The organism is Xanthomonas sp. NCPPB 2586 (genome assembly GCF_041475775.2).
Lineage (GTDB): Bacteria > Pseudomonadota > Gammaproteobacteria > Xanthomonadales > Xanthomonadaceae > Xanthomonas > Xanthomonas campestris.
On the sequence record NZ_CM192981.1, the window covers coordinates 4,957,520 to 4,975,554 of the forward strand.

The following is an 18,035-nucleotide window of genomic DNA, read 5'->3' on the forward strand; positions in this document are numbered from 1 at the left end:
CTGCGTGAGTGAAACTGACCCCGTTTTTAAAAAAATCAGCCGCGTGTCGAGTTGGTCGTGTTACCAGCCTGTTGCTTCCGCCGCGCCATGTCACCGCGCTAAAGTACACCGCCTCCTTCCTTTATCCTTACTGATCCACTATATTTTTTATGCTTCGGGGCATAAAGTCCCCACCTAGGAAAAACAAAGAATGCGAACCATCTGTGTTTTCAACAACAAGGGCGGAGTGGGGAAGACAACGCTTTTGTGTAACCTCGCAGCTTATTTCTCAATCAAGCGAGGCAAAAAAGTTCTAGTTGTTGATGCGGACCCTCAGTGTAATGCGACTGCATACATGATTAAGGAAAAGGTCTTAGACAAGCTTTACGCATCCTCCTCCTCCGATAGCGCGACAATAAATTCGCTTATAGCCAGCCTTAAGAAGTCGAAGGGCTACGGCATACCACCGGTTCTACGAAGCGATGGTTTTAACGTAGACATAGTTCCCGGCGACCCTAAGTTTTCTCTAGCGGAAGATTTTCTAGCAAAGGACTGGCTTGACGCAATTGCTGGAGATGAACGGGGACTTAGAACTACCTTTTTCTTCAGAAACCTTATTTCATGGGCAAGATCAGACGGATACGATTTGGTTTTTTTCGACATGGGTCCTTCGTTGGGAGCGATCAATAGAACGGTTCTTTTATCAAGCGACCACTTCATCCTCCCCATGTCATCTGACATCTTTAGCCTGAGAGGTCTTCAAAATATTGAAGTAGCTCTAAAAAACTGGACCAAGGGGATAGAAAGAGGACTGGTAAGCTTCAAAGAGGATCAGGGGACGTCTTTCAAAGTGGAGTCTGGCGATGCGCTGAGCGAACTTGGAGTAAGCTTTTTAGGCTACGTAACTCAGCAGTACACTGCGAAAACTGTCGATGGAAAGAAACAGCCGGTTTCAGCATATGAAAAAATAATTAAGAAAATAGATCCACTTGTTAGCAAACACCTGATATTACCTCTTAACAAAGGTCAGAAGCTAAATTACAAACTCGGAGAAATTCCTTACTTTCAAAGCCTAGTCCCTATGGCACAAACTGCGACCGTGCCGATATTTGCGCTCAAGAAAGCAGATGGGGTGGTCGGAGCTCATTTCGACAAAGTGAGGCAGTTTGACAGCGTAATATCCGGAATAGTTGACAAATTCAAGGCCAACATGAATTCCAAAGGAAATTGATGTGAAAGTGATAGATTGGCCAAGGGATTTGGTTGAGGAGATATCACTTCGTCGGGTAGTAATTTTTTTTGGATCAGGGGTATCTGCCAATTCCCTTGGAACCGATAATAAAACTCGCCCTCCTACTGGGAAATTTTTCTTAGAAAAAGCAATAAAGAAAATTCCCAAAAGGCTGCAACCTAGCCTAAAGGAGCTTGTTCAACAGAGCAATCTTCTATTAGCTTGCGATGTGATTCGCGAAGAGATGGGTAGGGATAAATTTAAACAGTTGCTACGCGAAAGCTTCCACGACCCAGGGTTTTCTGCGTCAGAAGTACACAAGCACCTTCTTCAGCTAGACGCTAGATTTACAATTACTCCAAATTTTGACGCAATTTATGATACTTATGTAAAAAAAGAAACTGGAAACACTATTCTAGTTAAAGAATATTACGATGACGACGTTGCAGAAGCTTTAAGGTCCAAATATCCTGTGGTTGTAAAGCTACACGGAAGCATAACTACCCCAGATAAGCTTATTTTTACGGCAAGCGATTATGCAAAGGCTCGCTCTCAGTCCAGCGCCGTCTATGATTTAGTTAGAGCGCTCCTTTGTACCCATACATTTCTTTTTTTAGGCTGCGGACTGGACGATCCTGACATTAGGCTACTTCTCGAAGACTATCGATATAAGCACGCCATTGGTGGGAGTCATTACTTCATGATTAGCAAAGGATCCCTGCACCCTGATGTTTTAAAGGTAGTTGGATCAAGCTTGAATTTAAATTTTATTCAGTACGAGAACAGCGCGGGTGATCATAAAAACTTCGGTGTTGCGTTGAATGATTTGGTCACTAAGGTGAATCTGGCAAGAAATTAAGACGTTGTGGGCTTGGTCAACTTTTTGACTGCGTGAGCGACTCTTGTTATTCGAGTCCGCGTCGCAAAGAAACCTTGACCTCCCAGACATCCCCCACCCGCCATCCTCAGCGCAGCCTCAACTGGAGAACACACGATAATGAAGTAGATGGGCACCGCGCTGGCCGCCGCACTGCTGGTGAGCGATTGCTCCAAGGTGGCGGTCGAGAAGTTCGTCGGCCACTGAGTCAAGCTGCCAGACGAAAGTTTCAGTTGCTCAGACCATTCGATGTTGGGGCGCACTCAGCTGCTGTTGTTGATCCTGCAGCTGGCTTTGCTGCTGGGCCTGTTGCTGCCGCTGCGTTTCGCTCAGCGTCTGTAGCTGCGAAAGAGATTGCCCCACCGGCTGTGCGATAGCGTCGCTGGTCTTCATGTGCGCCATCTGATGCGCGGGGTTATCCAATGTACCCTGGACCACAAACACGTTCTCACCGCGTCCGACGGACGCTGTCTGATTGCTCAGCACGACATGGTCGATCTGCGTCAGTCCGTTTGCTTTGGCCAGGTGGGCGCTGCTGGCCGCCAGCCGCGCGCTGTTGTCGTCATAGTCGCGGCCAAGGTTCTGCTCCAGGCGGCGCACGGCCTCTTCGGCCTGACGATGTAGTGGGTCTTGCGAGGGCACGGCGCCCTGGAGATTGCGATAGGTTGGCGTGGCATTGTGATCTTCCCGATTCAGCTCGGGCGGGAAAGTACGCGGAGCAATCTGCTGCAATGTCGCAGGGTCGATGTCCCCCGTTTGGGAGAGGCCGTGCGCCTGCTGGTAGTTGATCACTGCTGCCTGCATCGACAGGCGGTAGACGCCATCTTCCTGAAGTGGCTGATTGTCTGCGCCGCGATAGCCTTCGGCATTCAAGGTTTGCTGCACCTTGCGAACCATCTCGGACGATTCACCGATACGGATAGTTCCGTCATCCACGAATGGCCTGGGTTCAATGCCACGATCCCGCCTTTCTGCATCGATCGACAGGCGACCGCTGACCAAATCGCCTACGTAATTCTCGTAGTGTTGGTAGTAGCGAGTATCAACTTCCATGTGTACGTGGATCTTTGCAGTTGATTGCTTGCTCTGGACGCCTAGTGCCTGACCGTACTCGACCTGATCACCAACCTTTACGTGAAGTGGAGACATGTGCCGGACACGCAGGATGACGTCACCACCTTGTCTGTCCCGAACCTCCACCAAACCCCCGGTCGCATCGACGGCACCTACTACTCCCGCAACGGGTGATGGGACATCGAGCGCTCTTGAAGCCGGTCCGGTGGGGGACCTGGAATCTTCAAGTATGAAATCCTTCTTCAACAACACCTGGTCAGAACGAAGGCCATAGGACTTGCCCGGTTTGGCGACCTCAATTTCCTGCATTTCGCCGCCAATCAGCCCCATCGTGCGACCTGGCTCACCGCCCACAGCGCTGCCGTTGACCAGGCGAGCGAATCTGTTGCTATTTGGGTGGTGAGTGACTAAGCCGTCGAAGTTTTCGACAGGCTCGTTGGTGTATCCCTTCTTAGCTTCCCATTCGAGCTGGATGACGCGATACGGGACCTGCCGGGTAGCATCTGATGTTGCCATGGACTAACTCCTTGTCAGTCTCTGAGGTTGATTACGCGAGTCAAGTACCAGCAGCCCCTGCTTCGCTTGAAGACATAAGTATCCATCTCATACTCCATACCAAAGTCCACCCTGCGCCCGTCGCCTGCGGTCACCTCAATTGACATTGGATATCCAACCTCACTTTGTCGCTCGGGCCCCTTTGCCCCTGGAATAGTTTGATCAAAGACTTTTGCATCCTTGAAATAACGAAAAGGGAATAGGTCGAGGCGAGAAGGTCCTTTCCGCTTAGAGATGTGCGTGGCCGGTGATGACGGCGTTACGTCTTGGACAGTGTAAGTCGGGACCTCATACTCCAGCGGATCATTCGTGAAGCGGCGACGGACGTCATCGTTTGCAACATCGGCATAGCGCTGAAGAAATGTGGCGAACTCCTGCGAGGGACAAGCGACCGACGCTTGCTCGTTGTGCTGCCTCGGATGCTCGCGCTGTGGGGCGACTGCCTGGGCGGGCGAAGTGCATCCCGCCATAGAGAGACAAAGCACCGCAGCAAAGGCGCTATATGGATTCAAGTGACAGGCACGCATGCGCATCATTCTTCCCTTATTCATGGCGGTGGCATCTGAACGCCCGTCTCGGCGTCTGCTTCAAGACCACCTCAGCTTACCCATAGCTCAAGCCGTTTGGTGATCTTCCATCCTTTCTCGGTGCGCACGAGCAGATAGAGCATGCCGGTGCCACACCGTCCATGACCACGGGTAACGGGGTCAGGTTGACTTTCTCTACCCCCGCTAGCGCTCACGTGAGAAGGCCTGGTCGGGTCCACCTTGGCCTCCCGCGCATCCCCTCCGCCATGCTCACCCCTAGCCTCACCGCGAGAACGCACGATCATGAAGTGGATGGGAACCGCACTGGCGCGGCACGGCCGGTGACCGCCTGCGCCGAGCTGGAGTCGAGAAACTCGTCGGCCGCTGAGTCAAACTGCCGGACGAAAATTTCAGCTGCTCAGACCATTCGATGCTGGGGCGCGCTCAGCTGCTGTTGTTGATCCTGCTGCTGACTTTGCTGCTGGGCCTGTTGCTGCCGCTGCGTTTCGCGCAGTGTCTGCAGCTGCGAAAGCGACTGATCCACAGGCTGAGCGATAGCATCGCTGGTCTTCATATGAGCCATCAGATGGGCGGGATTATCCAATGCGCCCTGGACCACAAACACGTTCTCGCCTTTCCCCACGGCCGCTGTTTGATTGCTCAACACAACGTGGTCGATCTGCGTCAGTCCGTTCGCTTTGGCCAGGTGGGCGCTGCTGGCCGCCAGCCGCGCGCTGTTGTCGTCATAGTCGCGGCCAAGGTTCTGCTCCAGGCGGCGCACGTCCTCTTCGGCCTGACGATGTAGTGGGTCTTGCGAGGGCACGGCGCCCTGGAGATTGCGATAGGTTGGCGTGGCGTTGTGATCTTCCCGATTCAGCTCGGGCGGGAAGGTACGCGGAGCAATCTGCTGCAATGTCGCGGGGTCGATGTCACCTGTTTGAGAGAGGCCGTGCGCCTGCTGGTAGTTGATCACTGCTGCCTGCATCGACAGGCGGTAGACACCATCCTCCTGAAGTGGCTGATTGTCTGCGCCGCGATAGCCTTCCGCATTCAAGGTTTGCTGCACCTTTTGAACCATCTCGGACGATCCACCGATGCGGATTGTTCCGTCATCCACGAACGGCCTGGGTTCAATGCCACGATCGCGCCTTTCTGCATCGATGGACAGGCGACCGCTGACCAGATCGCCTACATAGTTCTCGTAGTGTTGGTAGTAGCGACTGTCCACCTCCATATGCACGTGAATTGCTCCTGTTGCCTGCTTGCCTTGCACGCCTAACGCCTGGCCGTACTCGACCTGATCGCCAGCCTTTACGTGGAGTGGCGACATATGCCGGACACGGAGGATGACATCACCACCTTCCCGATCCAGCACATCTACCAACCCCTTTGACGTATTGACCGTACCAACAACGCCGGCAACGGGCGACGGAACATCCAGCGACCTTGAAGAAGGCCCAGAAGGCAACCTGGAATCCTCAAGCATGAAGTCCTTCTTCAACAATACCTGATCAGGACGAAGGCCATAGTCCTTACCTGCCTTGGAGACTTCGATCTCCTGGATTTCGCCACCAACCACTCCCAGCGTCCGACCTGCTTGACCGCCCACGACTTTGCCGTCGACCAGATGAGCATCACTGTTGCTTTTGGGATGGTGCGTAACTAACTCGTCGAAGTTTCCGACAGCCTCGTTGCGCTCACCTTTTTCCGCATCCCACTCAAGTTGAATGACGCGATAGGGGGTCTGCTGTTTAACATCCTGTGCTGCCATCTCCCAACTCCTTGTCAGTCCCTGAGATTAATCGCCCGTGTCAGGTACCAACAGCCCTGACGCTTCTCGAATACGTATGTATCTACTTCGTATTCCATACCGAAATTTACTTTACGACCTTCGTTAGCCGTCAGCTCTACGGAGACATGAGAGCCAACCTCACTTTTTGGCTCAGGCTTGCTTCTTCCTGCGGCTAGTTGATCGAATACTTTCGCATCCTTGAAGTACCGGTAGGGGAATAATTCAAGGCGAGAGGGGCCGGTTCGCTTGGAGATATGCGTATCTGGTGATGACTCAGTTTCTTCTTCAACCGTATGAGTCGGAACCTCGTACTCCAACGGGTCGTTAGTGAAACGGCGACGTGCGTCGTCATTGGCAACATCGGCATATCGCTGAAGAAACGTGTTGAAATCCTTCGAGGGACAAGCGACCGGAGCTTGCTCCTTGTGCTGACTCGGATGCTCGCGCTGCGACGCAACTGCCTGCGCAGGCGAAGTACATCCCGCCGTCGAGACACAAATCACTGCAGCAAAGGCGAGATATGGATTCAGGTGATAGGCGCCCATACTCATTATTTCTCCTTACTTCATGGCGGAGGCATCTGAAAGCCCCCCTTGGCGGGGCCGCAAGACGACCTCAGCTTACCCATAGCTCAAGCTGTTTGGTGATCTTCCAGCCTTTTTCTGTGCGCGCAAGGAAGTAGCGGGTAACGCGGTGAGGTTGTGTTTTTTCAGGGTATGAGGGGCGCTCATATTCGGCCTACCATTGTGCGGCCTTGACCTCCCGTACATCCCCAACCCGCCATCCTCGCCCCAGCCTCAACGGGAGAACACACGATGATGAAGTGGATGGGCACCGCGCTGGCCGCGGCATTGCTGGTGAGCGGTTGCGCCAAGGTGGAGGGCGAGAAGTTCGTCGGCCACTGGGTCAACGTGCAGACGCAGGAAGAGACGATGGACATCGAGCGCAATGGCGAGACCTTCATGGTCCGCAGCACCACGCCGAAGTTCTTCAGCCGCACCCCCAAGACCGAGAGCTACCCGGCGGTCTACAAGGACGGGGCGCTGCAGGTCAGCAACGATGGCGAAACGGTGAACTTCGCCATCGATGAGGCCAACGGCCACCTCAATACCGGCGGCGAGCAGTACCAGCGCGTGCCGACCAAGTAAGGCCGCCGCTGTCGCCAGCGCCCGCGTGCAGACCTTGACCGTCGCACGCGGGCGTTTTTGCGTTCGTGGGGTTGCCGGCCGCGCCGATCGGCCGGCGCCTGCCCCTTGAGGAAACGCCAAGCATGGCCCACCGCCCGTCGCTCCGCCTGCTCTCCCCTGCCATCCAGCGCGCGCAAGCCTTACAGTGCGCAGGCACGCCAGGGTCATGGCGCTGCCCGACCGATCAATCCAGCAACTACGAGGGTGTCATGAGCAAGGGGATGGACCAGAAAAAGAGCCAGAAGAAAGAGCCGGCCAAGACGCTGAAGGAAAAGCGCGCGGCCAAGCAGGAAAAGAAGGGCAAGTAAGCCGCCCGGCCTGCTACCTGGCAGACGAGGTCAGGTGGATCGCCTGACCTCGCGTTTAGGGTGACACCAGGCATCAGTGTGCGCGTTCCTGCCTGTGCACGCTCACGCGCTGCTACGCCATCGACAGGCCTTACAGGTCACTGGGCGTGCTCCGTTGTCAGCGTGACGTGCGAGACCCCCTCCCCTCAAGCCGCCAGCCGCTTGATCCGTGACGGCAGATCGCCCAGCGCGCGGTGCGCCTCTTCGAGCTCGTAATCGGCTTGCAGGCCCAGCCAGCAGCGCTCGGTCGTGCCGAACGCTGCAGCCAGACGCACGGCGGTGTCGGCGGTGATGCCACGCTTGCCCAGCACGATCTCGTTGATGCGGCGCGGCGGTACATCGGTGGCCCGCGCCAGTGCGTTCTGGCTGATGCCCATCGGCTCGAGGAACTCCTCAAGCAGGATTTCGCCGGGGTGGATGTTGGGTAGGACTGTCATGGACAGATGCCTCTTGCTCAGTGGCAATGATCGCCGCGATTTTAATGATTGGTGTCGCAGCTATTGCTGTCGGCGGCAGTTATTCGAAAGTTTCGAATAACTGCCTTTTGCTACAGCTCTTTGCCTGAGAACACTTTTCCCTGCCGCCATTGCGCCGGCTCGCGTCCATCAGAACAACGACCCCTGCACAGGCGTGACAGTGGGTGGTTCTGCTGTTTGCTCAACGGGTGCCGGCTGCATCTGCTCCCCACCCAACCGCCACGCCAGGCCGGAGATACGCGCGGCGTGCCGTGCGAGCGCTGCGCGCAGCGCTGCCTCGCTGCCGGCCAGGTGCAGGGCGCGGCGGGCGCGGGTGATGCCGGTGTAGAGCAGTTCGCGGCTGAGCACGCGGGCGTCGCGGGTGGGCAGTTGCAGCCAGACGGTGTCGAACTCGCTGCCCTGGGCCTTGTGCACGGTCATGGCGAAGGCGCTTTCGTGGGCGGGCAAGGCGGCCGGGTGGAAGCCGCGCACCTGGCCGTCGCCGTCGCCTTCGAACCAGGCGACCAACGGGCCTTGGGCACGGCTGTCTGTGCCTGGGTCGTGGCGGTTGGCGGTGCCGCCGGACTGGCTTGGTCCTGAAGACGGGCTTTCGTCACTGTGACCGGAGAAGGGACTTGCTTCGCTGCGCAGGCAGATGCCGACGTCGCCGTTGAACAGGCCGTGGCGGTAGCTGTTTTCGGTGATCAGCAGCAGGCGGCCCTGGAACCAGGGCGAGGCGCTGCCGAGGCGGCGGGCGCCGGAGCCGGATTCGGCCAGCAGTTGTTCGATGCGGGCGTTGAGGCCGCGCGCACCTTGCGGGCCGGCGCGTACGGCGGTGAGCAGGCGCAGGCGCGCGGCATCGCGCAGGGCGGCGGCGGGGTCGCGTGCATCAGCCAGCGCGCGCCAGTGCGCGAGCAGTGCGTCGCGGCCCAGGGCCAGCGGGTCCTCGCCGTCTTCGTGGAAGTGCACGCCGGCCAGTTCGCCGCTGCGTAGCAGGGCCAGGGCGGTGTCGGCGTCGCTGGTGCGAATGGCGTCGGCCAACGGGGTGAGTGCAAAGTTGTCTGCTTGGCGGTAGCCGCGTAGCAGGTGGACGCGGTGGCCTGCGAGGCCGCCGGTGTGGGTGTGGCTGATGGTGTGGCCGCCGGTCTGGATGCTGGCAGGCGTGCTGCCAGGGGGGGCGCTGCCGAGCAGCGGTTGCAGCGCGTCGGCGTCTTGCGGCTGCAGGGTATCGCCGGGGCCGGCGGCCTGCAGGATGGCGGCGAGCACGTCGCCGGCTTCCACCGAGGGTAGCTGGTCGGCGTCGCCGAGCAGGATCAGCTGGGTGCCGTCGGCCACGGCTTCGACCAGCTTGCACATCAGCGGCAGGTCGACCATGGAAGCCTCGTCGACGACGATCAGGTCGAATGGCAACGGGTTGTCGGCGGTGTGGCGGAACTGCGGGGAGTCCGGGATGACGCCGAGCAGGCGATGCAGGGTGCTGGCACCGGTGGGCAGGGCGTCGGCCAGGGCCGGGTCGATGCCGTTGGCGATGGCGCGCGCGACGGCGGCGCGCAGGCTTTCGGCCATGCGCTCGGCGGCGCGGCCGGTGGGTGCGGCCAGGGCGATGCGCGGGGCCGGGGTGTTGGATGCGTGTGCTTGGGCGATGCGCAGCAACAGCAGGCGGGCGATGGTGGTGGTCTTGCCGGTGCCGGGGCCGCCGGTGACCAGCAGCAGGGTGCGGCGTAGGGCGAGGGCGGCGGCTTGGGCTTGGCGGTCTTGGTGGTGGGATGGCTCGGGTGGGTTCGTGCCGTCTTGGTAGATGGATGGCTCGGGCAGGCCCGTACCCTCACCCGCCCTTCGGGCACCCTCTCCCGGGGGGAGAGGGGAAGCCTGGGGGAATAACTGCTCGAACAGCGGGGCTAGCGTGGCGGCGGCGAAGGGCGGCGGCGAATGGGCGGCGATGCGTTGCAGACCTAGTGCCAAGCGGCGTTCGTACTCGCGGTAGCGGCGCAGGTAGAGCAGGCCGTGTTCGAGGACTAGCGGGCAGTCGGCGGCGGCCGGCTCTTGCGGATTCGGTTGGTCGACCCAGCGCGAGGCGGCCAGGGTGCGTTGCCAGTCGGTTGGGTCCGGGAGCGCGGGCGATGGCCCCTCGCGCGCATCCAGCAGCATGGCGGCGCGGGTGGGATCCAGCCCTGCGTGGCCGCTGGTGACGGCCAGTGAGGCGAGTGCGGCGCCGGCCAACACCTGGGGGTCGGTGTCCGGGGCCAGGCGTTGCAGGCTCTGGGCGAAGGCCAGATCTAGCGTGCGTAGGGCGCCGGCCTGGTTGAGGGCGGTTAGGAGGTTTGGGTGGTTCATGGGGTGGGCGTTCCCGTGGTGGACGTACCCTCACCCCAACCCCTCTCCCGAGGGGAGAGGGGCTTTAAGGCGTCACTGGAAAGAGGCTCGGTGGGATTGCCGGCGAACAGGGCGTCCAGGGCTTGGACCAGCGCCGGATCGAAGCGCCAGGCGTAAATGCCAGGCACAGGCGTATTGGGTGCAGGCGTATCGGACATGGCGTCGCTGGCGGGGTCGGAACCGGAGACGGAGCTGGCGCCGTTGACGGAGTCGGAGTCGGAGTCGGAACCGGAACCGGAACCGAGGATGGAGCTGGAGTCGGCGGCGGGGTTACGGGCCGCGTCCAGGCCGCGGCAGAACAGGTAGCGCACGCCGCCGAAGTCGCGGGCGTAGTCGTAGCTGGCACCCAGGCGGAAGCGCAGCCAACGGTGCAAGGCGATGGTGTAGATCAGCGCCTGCAGTTCGTACTCGCTGTGCGCCATGGCCCGCGCCAGGGCGTCGGGGTCGTAGGCCGGCAGGCGGTTGGATTTGTAGTCGAGCACGTACCAGCGCCCGTCCGCGCAGTAGGTGAGGTCGATCAGGCCGGTCATCAGGCCTTCCAGGCGTTGGCGCGCGCCGAAGGCCTGGCGCTCGGTGACCACGCCAAAGCGGTGCAGCAGCGCCAGCAGGGCGTCCACGCGGGTGGGCCGCATGGCGAAGTGGAATTCCATCTCGTTGCGGCGCTGCGGCTCGGGCACCGCGGCCAGGCAGGTGCCCTCGGGCAGGGTCACGGTGAGGGTGTGGCCGACCAGGCGGGTGAGCATGGCCAGGCCGTCGTCCAGTTCGTCCTGGGCGTAGCCGCCGCGTTGCAGCGCTTCGAGAATGGCGGCGGCCTGGCCCTCGGGCGCGGGCTGGCCGGGGCACCAGTTGCGCCAGGCGGCGAAGTCGCAGCGTTCGAACACATCGTGCATGGCCACGCCGAAGCGGTTGCCGGCAAAGCGGGGGTCGAACGCCTCCGCTTCGGCGGGCGCGCTCACCGGCTCGCTGGCCGGCGGTTCGTCGCTGCCGCCACTGCTGGCGAGCGTGGCGCTGGCCATCGGGTCGCTGCCGGCGTCGGCATTGGCCAGCTGGGTGAAGCTGTAGACCCACCAGTCCGGCACCACGTGGCGCTGCGCCAGCCGCGCGGCGGGCACCTGCACCGCGTCGTCGGCGGGCAGGCGCGGCAGCGTGGCCGGCGGCGCGGTGTCGTCGAGGGCGATCACCCCTGCACCGGCGCTGGCCTGCAGTGCGGCCGGGTCGCGCAGCATCGGCGCCAGCGCGGTGCGCTCGTGCTGGTGGAAAGCACCGGTGGCGATCCACAGCGCGTGCTCGGCGCGGGTCAGGCCGACGTAGAGCAGGCGCGCGTCTTCGGCGCGCTGTTCCTGCTTCCACGCCGTCTCGGCGGTGCTCCAGCTGGCGGTGTCGTCGGTGCTCCACTTGGAGGTGTTCCAGTGCAGCTGGCGGCCATGCGGCGGCGCGTGCACCACGCAATGGCGGCCCGGGCTTTTATCGGCACGGCCAATGCCGATGTACGGCAGGAACACCAGGGGGTATTCCAGGCCCTTGCTCTTGTGCAGGGTGACGATCTGCACGCGGCGCGCGTCCGATTCCAGCCGCAGCTGCTGGGTCTCGTCGTTGTCGTCGGCATTGGCGATGCGGCGTGCCAGCCAGTCGACCAGGCCGTGCGGGCCGAGCGCGCGGGTGTCGGCTTCCTGCAGCAGCTCGGCCAGTTGCAGGTAGTTGGTGAGACGGCGTTCGCCATCGACCAGGGCCAGCAGGCGTTGCCCATGCGTGGCCCCCAGATCGCCGACCAGGGCCAACGGGCCGCCGCGCTGCCAGCGTTCGTGCCAGTCCAGCGCCTGCTGCTGCCAGCGGCGATGACGCTCGCCGTCGTGTTCGAGGGCGGCAATGGCGGCGGCGTCTTCGCCGATCAGCACGGTGGCCAGCGCGGCACGCAGGCGGCTGTCGTCGCCCGGGTCGAGCAAGGCCTGCAGCAAGGCGAGCAGTTCCAGTGCTTCGTCGGTGGCGAACAGGCTCTGCTTGCCGGCCGCCACCGCAGGAATGCCCACCGCGCCCAGCGCTTGCTGGATGCGCGTGGCCTCGCCATGACTACGCACCAGCACCGCGATGTCGCCGGCCTGCACCGGGCGGCCGTTGATGCTGGCGCTGCCGTCGCGGCCACCGGCCAGCCAACCGCGGATGGCCGCCACGCAGGCAGCGGTGCACAGCTCGCGCGCGCGGCCGGCGCTCCAGGGTTTGGGTTTGCCTTTCGCCGGCGGCGGCGGCGCAGGCGCGCGCCACAGCGTGAGCGCCGGGGCAGCGGCGCCATCGCGCAGCAGATCGGCGTCGCTGCGTTTGGTGCCCGGCTGCACCGGATGAAACGCGATGCCCTCGGTGAGGAAGGCCTCGGCATAGCCGGCCTGCGCGTACAGCGCGTCGATGGCCGCCAGCACGCCGGGGCGCGAGCGGAAGTTGTGCTCCAGCGGCGGGGCGCGTTGTGCGGTGGTGGCTGCGGCCAGATAGGTCTGCACGTCGCCGCCGCGGAAACCGTAGATGGCCTGCTTGGGGTCGCCGATCAAGGCGAGCAGGCGCGGCGGCGGGACGCCGGCAGCGTTGTCGAAATCCGCGTCATCGTCTGGCGCGAATGCCTCGCCCGCTGCGGCCTGCTCGGGCCCGAACACACGCGAGAAGATCTGCCACTGGCGGTCGTCGGTGTCCTGGAATTCGTCCACCAGCGCAATGGCGTATTGCGCGCGCAGCCGCTGCACCAGCGCTTCGGCCTGCGGGCCCTGCAATGCGCGAGCGACGCCATCGACCAGGTCGTCGTAGGTTTGCACGCGGCGCTGGCGCTTGCGCTGCGCCAGCTGCAGCACGGCATCGTCGCGCAGCGCATGCAGCAGGCGGATGCGGCGCTGCCCTTCCCACTGGCGCACCACTGCATCGGCCTGTTGCCACACGGCGAGCGCGTCGAACAGCGGCGAGCACGGCACGCGGTCGTGCGCGCCGTCCTTGCAGAATTCGCGCAGGCGCTGCGGCAGCAATTTGTCCAGATGGCCGCCGTCGTCCAGCACCCAATGCGCCTCGGCACTGCCCTGCCACAGTTGCTCGAAGGCCTTGTCGAAACTGGGGCGGCGCGCGCGGCGGCCATCGAAGATCTTGTGCTCGAACGCGGCGGCCACCGCGTCGTAGGCGGTATCGCCATGCGCACGCAACGCGGCCACCACGGCCTGCGCGGCGGCCTGGCGCGCGGGCTGCGGGTCCGGCGTTGGTGCGGCGACAGCGGGCAGCAATTCGGGCTGCTGCACCAGCGCGCGCAGGTCGCTGGCCAGGGCGGTGGGGCCGGCCGGCCACAGCGCCACCAGATCGTCGGCCATGGCGGCATCGGCGGCGCGCTGCCGCCACAGGTCGGCGGCCACCTCGCCGAGCAGTTCGCGGTCGTTGGCCAGCAGTTGCGGCGCGGCAAAGGCCTGGCCGCTTTCCAGCGCGTGTTCGCGCAGCACGCGCGCGCAAAAGCCGTGGATGGTGAAGATGGCCGCCAGGTCGATTTCTTCCACCGCCTGCTGCAAGCGGCGGCGTAGCGCGGAGGGAGTCTCCGTGCCGGTGGCCAGGTGTGCGGTGAGGATGGCGCGGGTGAGGACGGCGTCGGGTGCGGCCGGGGCGTGTGGTTGCGGGGGTGTCTGCGCTGGCGGGTGCGACAGGTGATCGCTAGGTGCGGTCGCGGGCAGGACCATGTTGATCGCAGACGATGGCGCATCGCTCGCCTGCGTCTGGGTGGGTTCGGTCGCGGCCAAGGCCGCTCCTACACCAGCCGATGAGGCGTCGGGCAGCAGCGTTGTCTGCGCTTCGGTTGCGGCCGCGCCTGCGCGGGCGTCGGGGACCAGGGTGGCGGCCAGGGCCAGGCGCTCGCGGATACGACGGCGCAATTCCTGCGTGGCCGCTTCGGTAAAGGTCACCGCCAGGATCTGGCCGATGCGCAGCTGCCGCTCCACCACCAGCCGCGTAAACAGCGTGGCCAGGGTGAAGGTCTTGCCGGTGCCGGCGCTGGCCTCGATCAGGCGCACGCCGTGCAGTGGCAGGTGCAGGTACGGGTCGGTCACGGGGCTGTTGCTCATTCGGCGTCGTCCTGCGCGCCACGCCACTGGCGCCAACTCTCGATCACGCGCGCGGGATCCAGCGGTTCCGGCGCGCTGCCGTGTTCGAGCAGCGCGAACAGCTGATGGCTGGTGCGGGCGAAGTCAACGAACTGCTGCGCATCGCCGAACGGGTCGCGGCCACGGGTGACCAGGCGCAGCTCCGGGCTGTGCGATTCGCTCCAGCCGAAACTCGATTGCCACTGGCCGTGCGCGTCCTTGATGGCCTTGTCCAGTTCGTCGTTGCGGGCGGCCTGGTGGTATTTCCAGCTGCTGTACGGCGCGAACGCCAGCGGCGTCTGCAGGCCGTGCCGGTACAGCTGCAGCAACTCGGCCAGGGCCGCGCGTGCCTGCGTCTGCGACAGCGGCTCGGGGTCGATCGGATGCGGGCCCAGGCTGTCGTTGTGCTCGAAAAAGCGCACGAACGGCACGCGCTCGCCGGCCGCGCGCAGCAGCAGCCATTCCAGGCCGTCGCGAATCGCGCTGCGGCCGCTGAGCGCGCCCACCTGCACACGCCCTACCCCGTTCGCATACCACCCGGGCACGCGGCCGTGCACGTTGGTACCGTCGATCTCCACCTGCAGCCGGTGCGACTGCGCCGGTTCATCGCCACGCCACTGCCGAAATACGTCGGCATACGGGCGCAACTGGCGCAGGCGCTCATCGAGCTGGCGCCGCCCCAATGGGCCCGATGGCAGCAGTGCGCGCGCACGTAGGCGCTCGTACAGGCCATCGGCATCGCCGGCCAAGGCGGCGTCGAACACCTGCTGCTGCAGGCCGTACTGCTCCAGCCCGCGGGTGGGCGCCAGCAGCGGCTCCAGGTCGCTGTCTTCGCCGGCCGGGTCCGGCAACCGCATGCCCAGGCGGTGGCGCAGGAACTGCCCGGCCGGGTCGGCGAACAGGCGGCGCAGGTCGTCGATCGAGACACTGGCCGGCAACGCGCTGGCGTCGGCCGGCAACGCACCGGCCACCCACGGCGCCAGCGGCTGGCGTTGCCCGGCCAGGCTGTCTACCGCCGGCCGCCATTGCCGGCGGTAGCTGAAACGGCGCGGGTCGGCACCGTCTTCGCCCACCGCACCAAACGCGGCGGCAGCGAACGGCTGCAACGGGTGGCGCACCACCAGCGCATCGATCGCCTTTGGATCGGCGTGGTACTGCGCGGCGCTGCCCAACAGCTCGCTCACCAGCACCGAGGGTTCGCGCACCGTGCCATCGCGCGCATCGGCACCGAGATAGCTGAGATAGAACACCTCCTGCGCGGAGGCGAACAATTGCAGGAACAAAAAGCGATCGTCCTCGCGGGTGGAGCGGTCGCCATGGCGGCGGCGCTCGGTGCCCAGCTCGGCGGTGAGGCGATTGAGCCCGGCAGCCGGGTCGCGGCGCGGGAAGTCGCCATCGTTCATGCCCAGCAGGCAGATGGCGCGGAACGGCAGCAGGCGCATCGGCACCATGCGGCCGAAGCTGATGCCGCCGGTGAGCAGCGGCGCGCGCGTGTCCGACTCGCCCAGCACCGCGGCAAAGTGCGCACGCACTACCTCGGCTGGCACGTTGCCGGCGTACTCGGCGCGCACCGCGTCGCGGGCGAACTGGTCGATCAAGGTGCGCAACCGCTCCAGCGCGCGCTGCGCCCGCGGCGCCGAGGGGGCTTTTGGAATCAGCGCCTCCAGCAGGCCGAGCAGGCATTCGCGCCACTGCACCGGCGTCATCGCCTCGGCCAGCGCGGCCTGGTGGCGATCGAGCACGCGCAGCAGCCGCAGCAAGGTGTCCAGTGCGGCCAGCGCGCTGCCTTCCAGCTGCGGCCAGGGCGCCACGCCGTCGATGTCGTCCTCGGCACCGCTGGCGTGGCCGAGCAGCAGGCGGTCCAGCGCAAAGCGCCAGGTGTAGGCGTCATCCCCAGGCGCCTGGTGCTGGCGCCGATGCACCGCATCCAGCCCCCAGCGCGCGCCGGCGCCGTGCAGCCAGCCGCGCAGGCGCTCCAGCCCGGCTTCGTCCAGCCCGGCGGCCTCGGCGATCGGCGCACTGGCCAGCAGGTCCAGGATCTCGTGCAGGCCAAAGCGCGAAATCGGCAGGCCCAGCAAGGTGAGGAACACATCGGCCAACGGCTCGCTGGCCAGCGGGCTGGCGTCGGCCAGTGCGTACGGCAGGCCGTCGTCGCTGCCATGGCCACCGAACACCGCGTCCAGATACGGCACGTACGGGTCGATGTCCGGCGACAGCACCGCGATCTCGCGCGGCTGCAGCGGCGGGTCGAAGCGCGCATCGTCCAGCAAGGCGCGCAGTTGGTCGTGCAGCACCTGCAGCTCGCGCAATCGCGTGTGGCAGGCGTGCACCTGCAGGCTGGGGTCGTGCAGGTTCACCGCCGGCAATACGGGCGGCACGGCCGGGGCGTGGCGATGGAACAGGTCGCTCTGCATACGCCGCAGCAGGCTGTCGCCCAGGCCACCCTCGGCCAGCGTGCGACGGCCGGCGTCCAGCGGGTCGGCGTAGGCGGCGATCTCGGCCAGCGGGTGCACCACTTCGTAATCGCCGACCAATGCCATGAAATCGCGCCCGGCCGCGCCCCAGGCCTGCAGCAACGGGTTTTCCTGCACCTGCTCGGCGAACAACGCCACCGCCCCGCCCTCGCGGCGGCGCTGCCACAGCGTCTGCAGATCGCCCCAATAGCCTTGCGTGGGCGTGGGCAGATAGAAATGCAGCGTACCCACCCGCGCCTGCGTGGCCAGCACGCGCAGCACGTCCGGGGACACATTGAGGATGGCGAAGGCAAACAACCGCTTCGGCAAACCCTGCGGCAGCGGGCCGTCCGGGCGCGCATAACGGTCCAGATACTGGCCGATGCGGCGCGCACGGTACTGCCGCCCGCCGGCGATGCTGCGCCACAGCCGCGCCTGCGGGTCGTCCGCATCGGCACCGCTTTCCCAGCGCAGCAACCAGTCGCGCCGCCAGGCCTGGTATTTCTCGAACACGCTGCCCAGCTCGCCGGCCAGCGCCCACGGCTTGAGCGCATCGCCATCGGCCAGATACCCGGCCAACGGCGCCAACGCCGCATCGCTGCCCAGCTCGCCCTGCAGGGTCTGGTACAGGCGCCACTGCGTGGTAGCCATGTCCAGGTCGTCGTCGGCCGGGCCGAGATTGCGTTCCAGCGCGCGCGCGACGAATTCGCCGGGCGTGAGGAATTCCAGATTCGCCGCCACCCCGTGCTCGGCCGCCAGCGTGGACTGCAGCCAGCGCCGCATCGCCACCTGCGGAATCAGCACCACCTCCGGCTGCAACACCGGTTGTTCCGGCACCGGCCGGCGCAGTTCTTCGGCGAGCAAGGCGGCCAGGGTATCCAGCGCGTTGGACGGGTACAGACGGAAATCGGGCGCGGACGTGGCATGCATGCGTGCGGCATTGTGCCGGATGCAGGCGAGATGCGCAGTCTGGGGAGGCGTATGCGTGCATTGCGCACTGCGCCCCGCAGAGCGCAATGCACGTTGCCTGGTGCGGTCGCTACATCGCCACTGCAATGATCGCTGTCATGCCCTCTGTATGGACCTACAGCGCTGCA

Annotated in this window: 10 protein-coding genes; 3 read left to right on the forward strand and 7 right to left on the reverse strand. The window is 63.8% G+C overall.

What is annotated here, in order from left to right; all coding sequences use genetic code 11:
• The first annotated feature begins 190 nt into the window (after nt 1–190).
• Nucleotides 191–1,210: a ParA family protein gene (locus ACCQ09_RS21750; RefSeq protein ID WP_228428450.1), complete on the forward strand. Its 1,020-nt coding sequence runs from the start codon at nt 191–193 to the stop codon at nt 1,208–1,210.
• A gap of 1 nt (nt 1,211) precedes the next feature.
• Complete coding sequence (locus ACCQ09_RS21755; RefSeq protein WP_162866398.1) at nt 1,212–2,069, forward strand: SIR2 family protein; 858 nt, start codon at nt 1,212–1,214, stop codon at nt 2,067–2,069.
• A 255-nt stretch (nt 2,070–2,324) separates the two neighbouring features.
• Here the strand turns inward: ACCQ09_RS21755 and ACCQ09_RS21760 are convergent, their stop codons facing one another.
• The 3 genes from ACCQ09_RS21760 to ACCQ09_RS21770 form a co-directional block, all read right to left on the reverse strand.
• Nucleotides 2,325–3,140 (reverse strand): XVIPCD domain-containing protein, encoded by an 816-nt coding sequence (locus ACCQ09_RS21760; protein WP_323370265.1) that lies wholly within the window; start codon nt 3,138–3,140, stop codon nt 2,325–2,327.
• Nucleotides 3,141–4,661: 1,521 nt separating this feature from the next.
• A complete protein-coding gene (locus tag ACCQ09_RS21765; RefSeq protein WP_323370264.1) occupies nt 4,662–5,477 on the reverse strand; it encodes an XVIPCD domain-containing protein in 816 nt (271 codons plus the stop codon).
• Nucleotides 5,478–6,028: 551 nt separating this feature from the next.
• Nucleotides 6,029–6,586 (reverse strand): hypothetical protein, encoded by a 558-nt coding sequence (locus ACCQ09_RS21770; protein WP_011039256.1) that lies wholly within the window; start codon nt 6,584–6,586, stop codon nt 6,029–6,031.
• 264 nt (nt 6,587–6,850) lie between these two features.
• Between ACCQ09_RS21770 and ACCQ09_RS21775 the strand changes: the two genes are divergently transcribed.
• The gene (locus ACCQ09_RS21775) at nt 6,851–7,183 is read left to right on the forward strand and encodes a hypothetical protein (protein WP_011039257.1); all 333 of its coding nucleotides are present in this window, start codon (nt 6,851–6,853) and stop codon (nt 7,181–7,183) included.
• A 532-nt stretch (nt 7,184–7,715) separates the two neighbouring features.
• Here the strand turns inward: ACCQ09_RS21775 and ACCQ09_RS21780 are convergent.
• The 4 genes from ACCQ09_RS21780 to recC form a co-directional block, all read right to left on the reverse strand.
• Nucleotides 7,716–8,006, reverse strand: coding sequence for a HigA family addiction module antitoxin (locus ACCQ09_RS21780; protein ID WP_011039258.1), 291 nt, complete (start codon nt 8,004–8,006; stop codon nt 7,716–7,718).
• Between the two features lie 168 nt (nt 8,007–8,174).
• The gene (gene recD, locus ACCQ09_RS21785) at nt 8,175–10,358 is read right to left on the reverse strand and encodes an exodeoxyribonuclease V subunit alpha (RefSeq protein ID WP_228428448.1); all 2,184 of its coding nucleotides are present in this window, start codon (nt 10,356–10,358) and stop codon (nt 8,175–8,177) included.
• Nucleotides 10,355–14,467 (reverse strand): exodeoxyribonuclease V subunit beta, encoded by a 4,113-nt coding sequence (gene recB / locus ACCQ09_RS21790; RefSeq protein WP_228428447.1) that lies wholly within the window; start codon nt 14,465–14,467, stop codon nt 10,355–10,357. The genes recD and recB overlap by 4 nt, the downstream gene beginning before the upstream one ends.
• Nucleotides 14,464–17,868, reverse strand: a complete 3,405-nt coding sequence (gene recC, locus ACCQ09_RS21795; RefSeq protein WP_228428446.1) for an exodeoxyribonuclease V subunit gamma — start codon at nt 17,866–17,868, stop codon at nt 14,464–14,466. Before recC ends, recB begins: the two co-directional genes overlap by 4 nt.
• Nucleotides 17,869–18,035 lie beyond the last annotated feature (167 nt).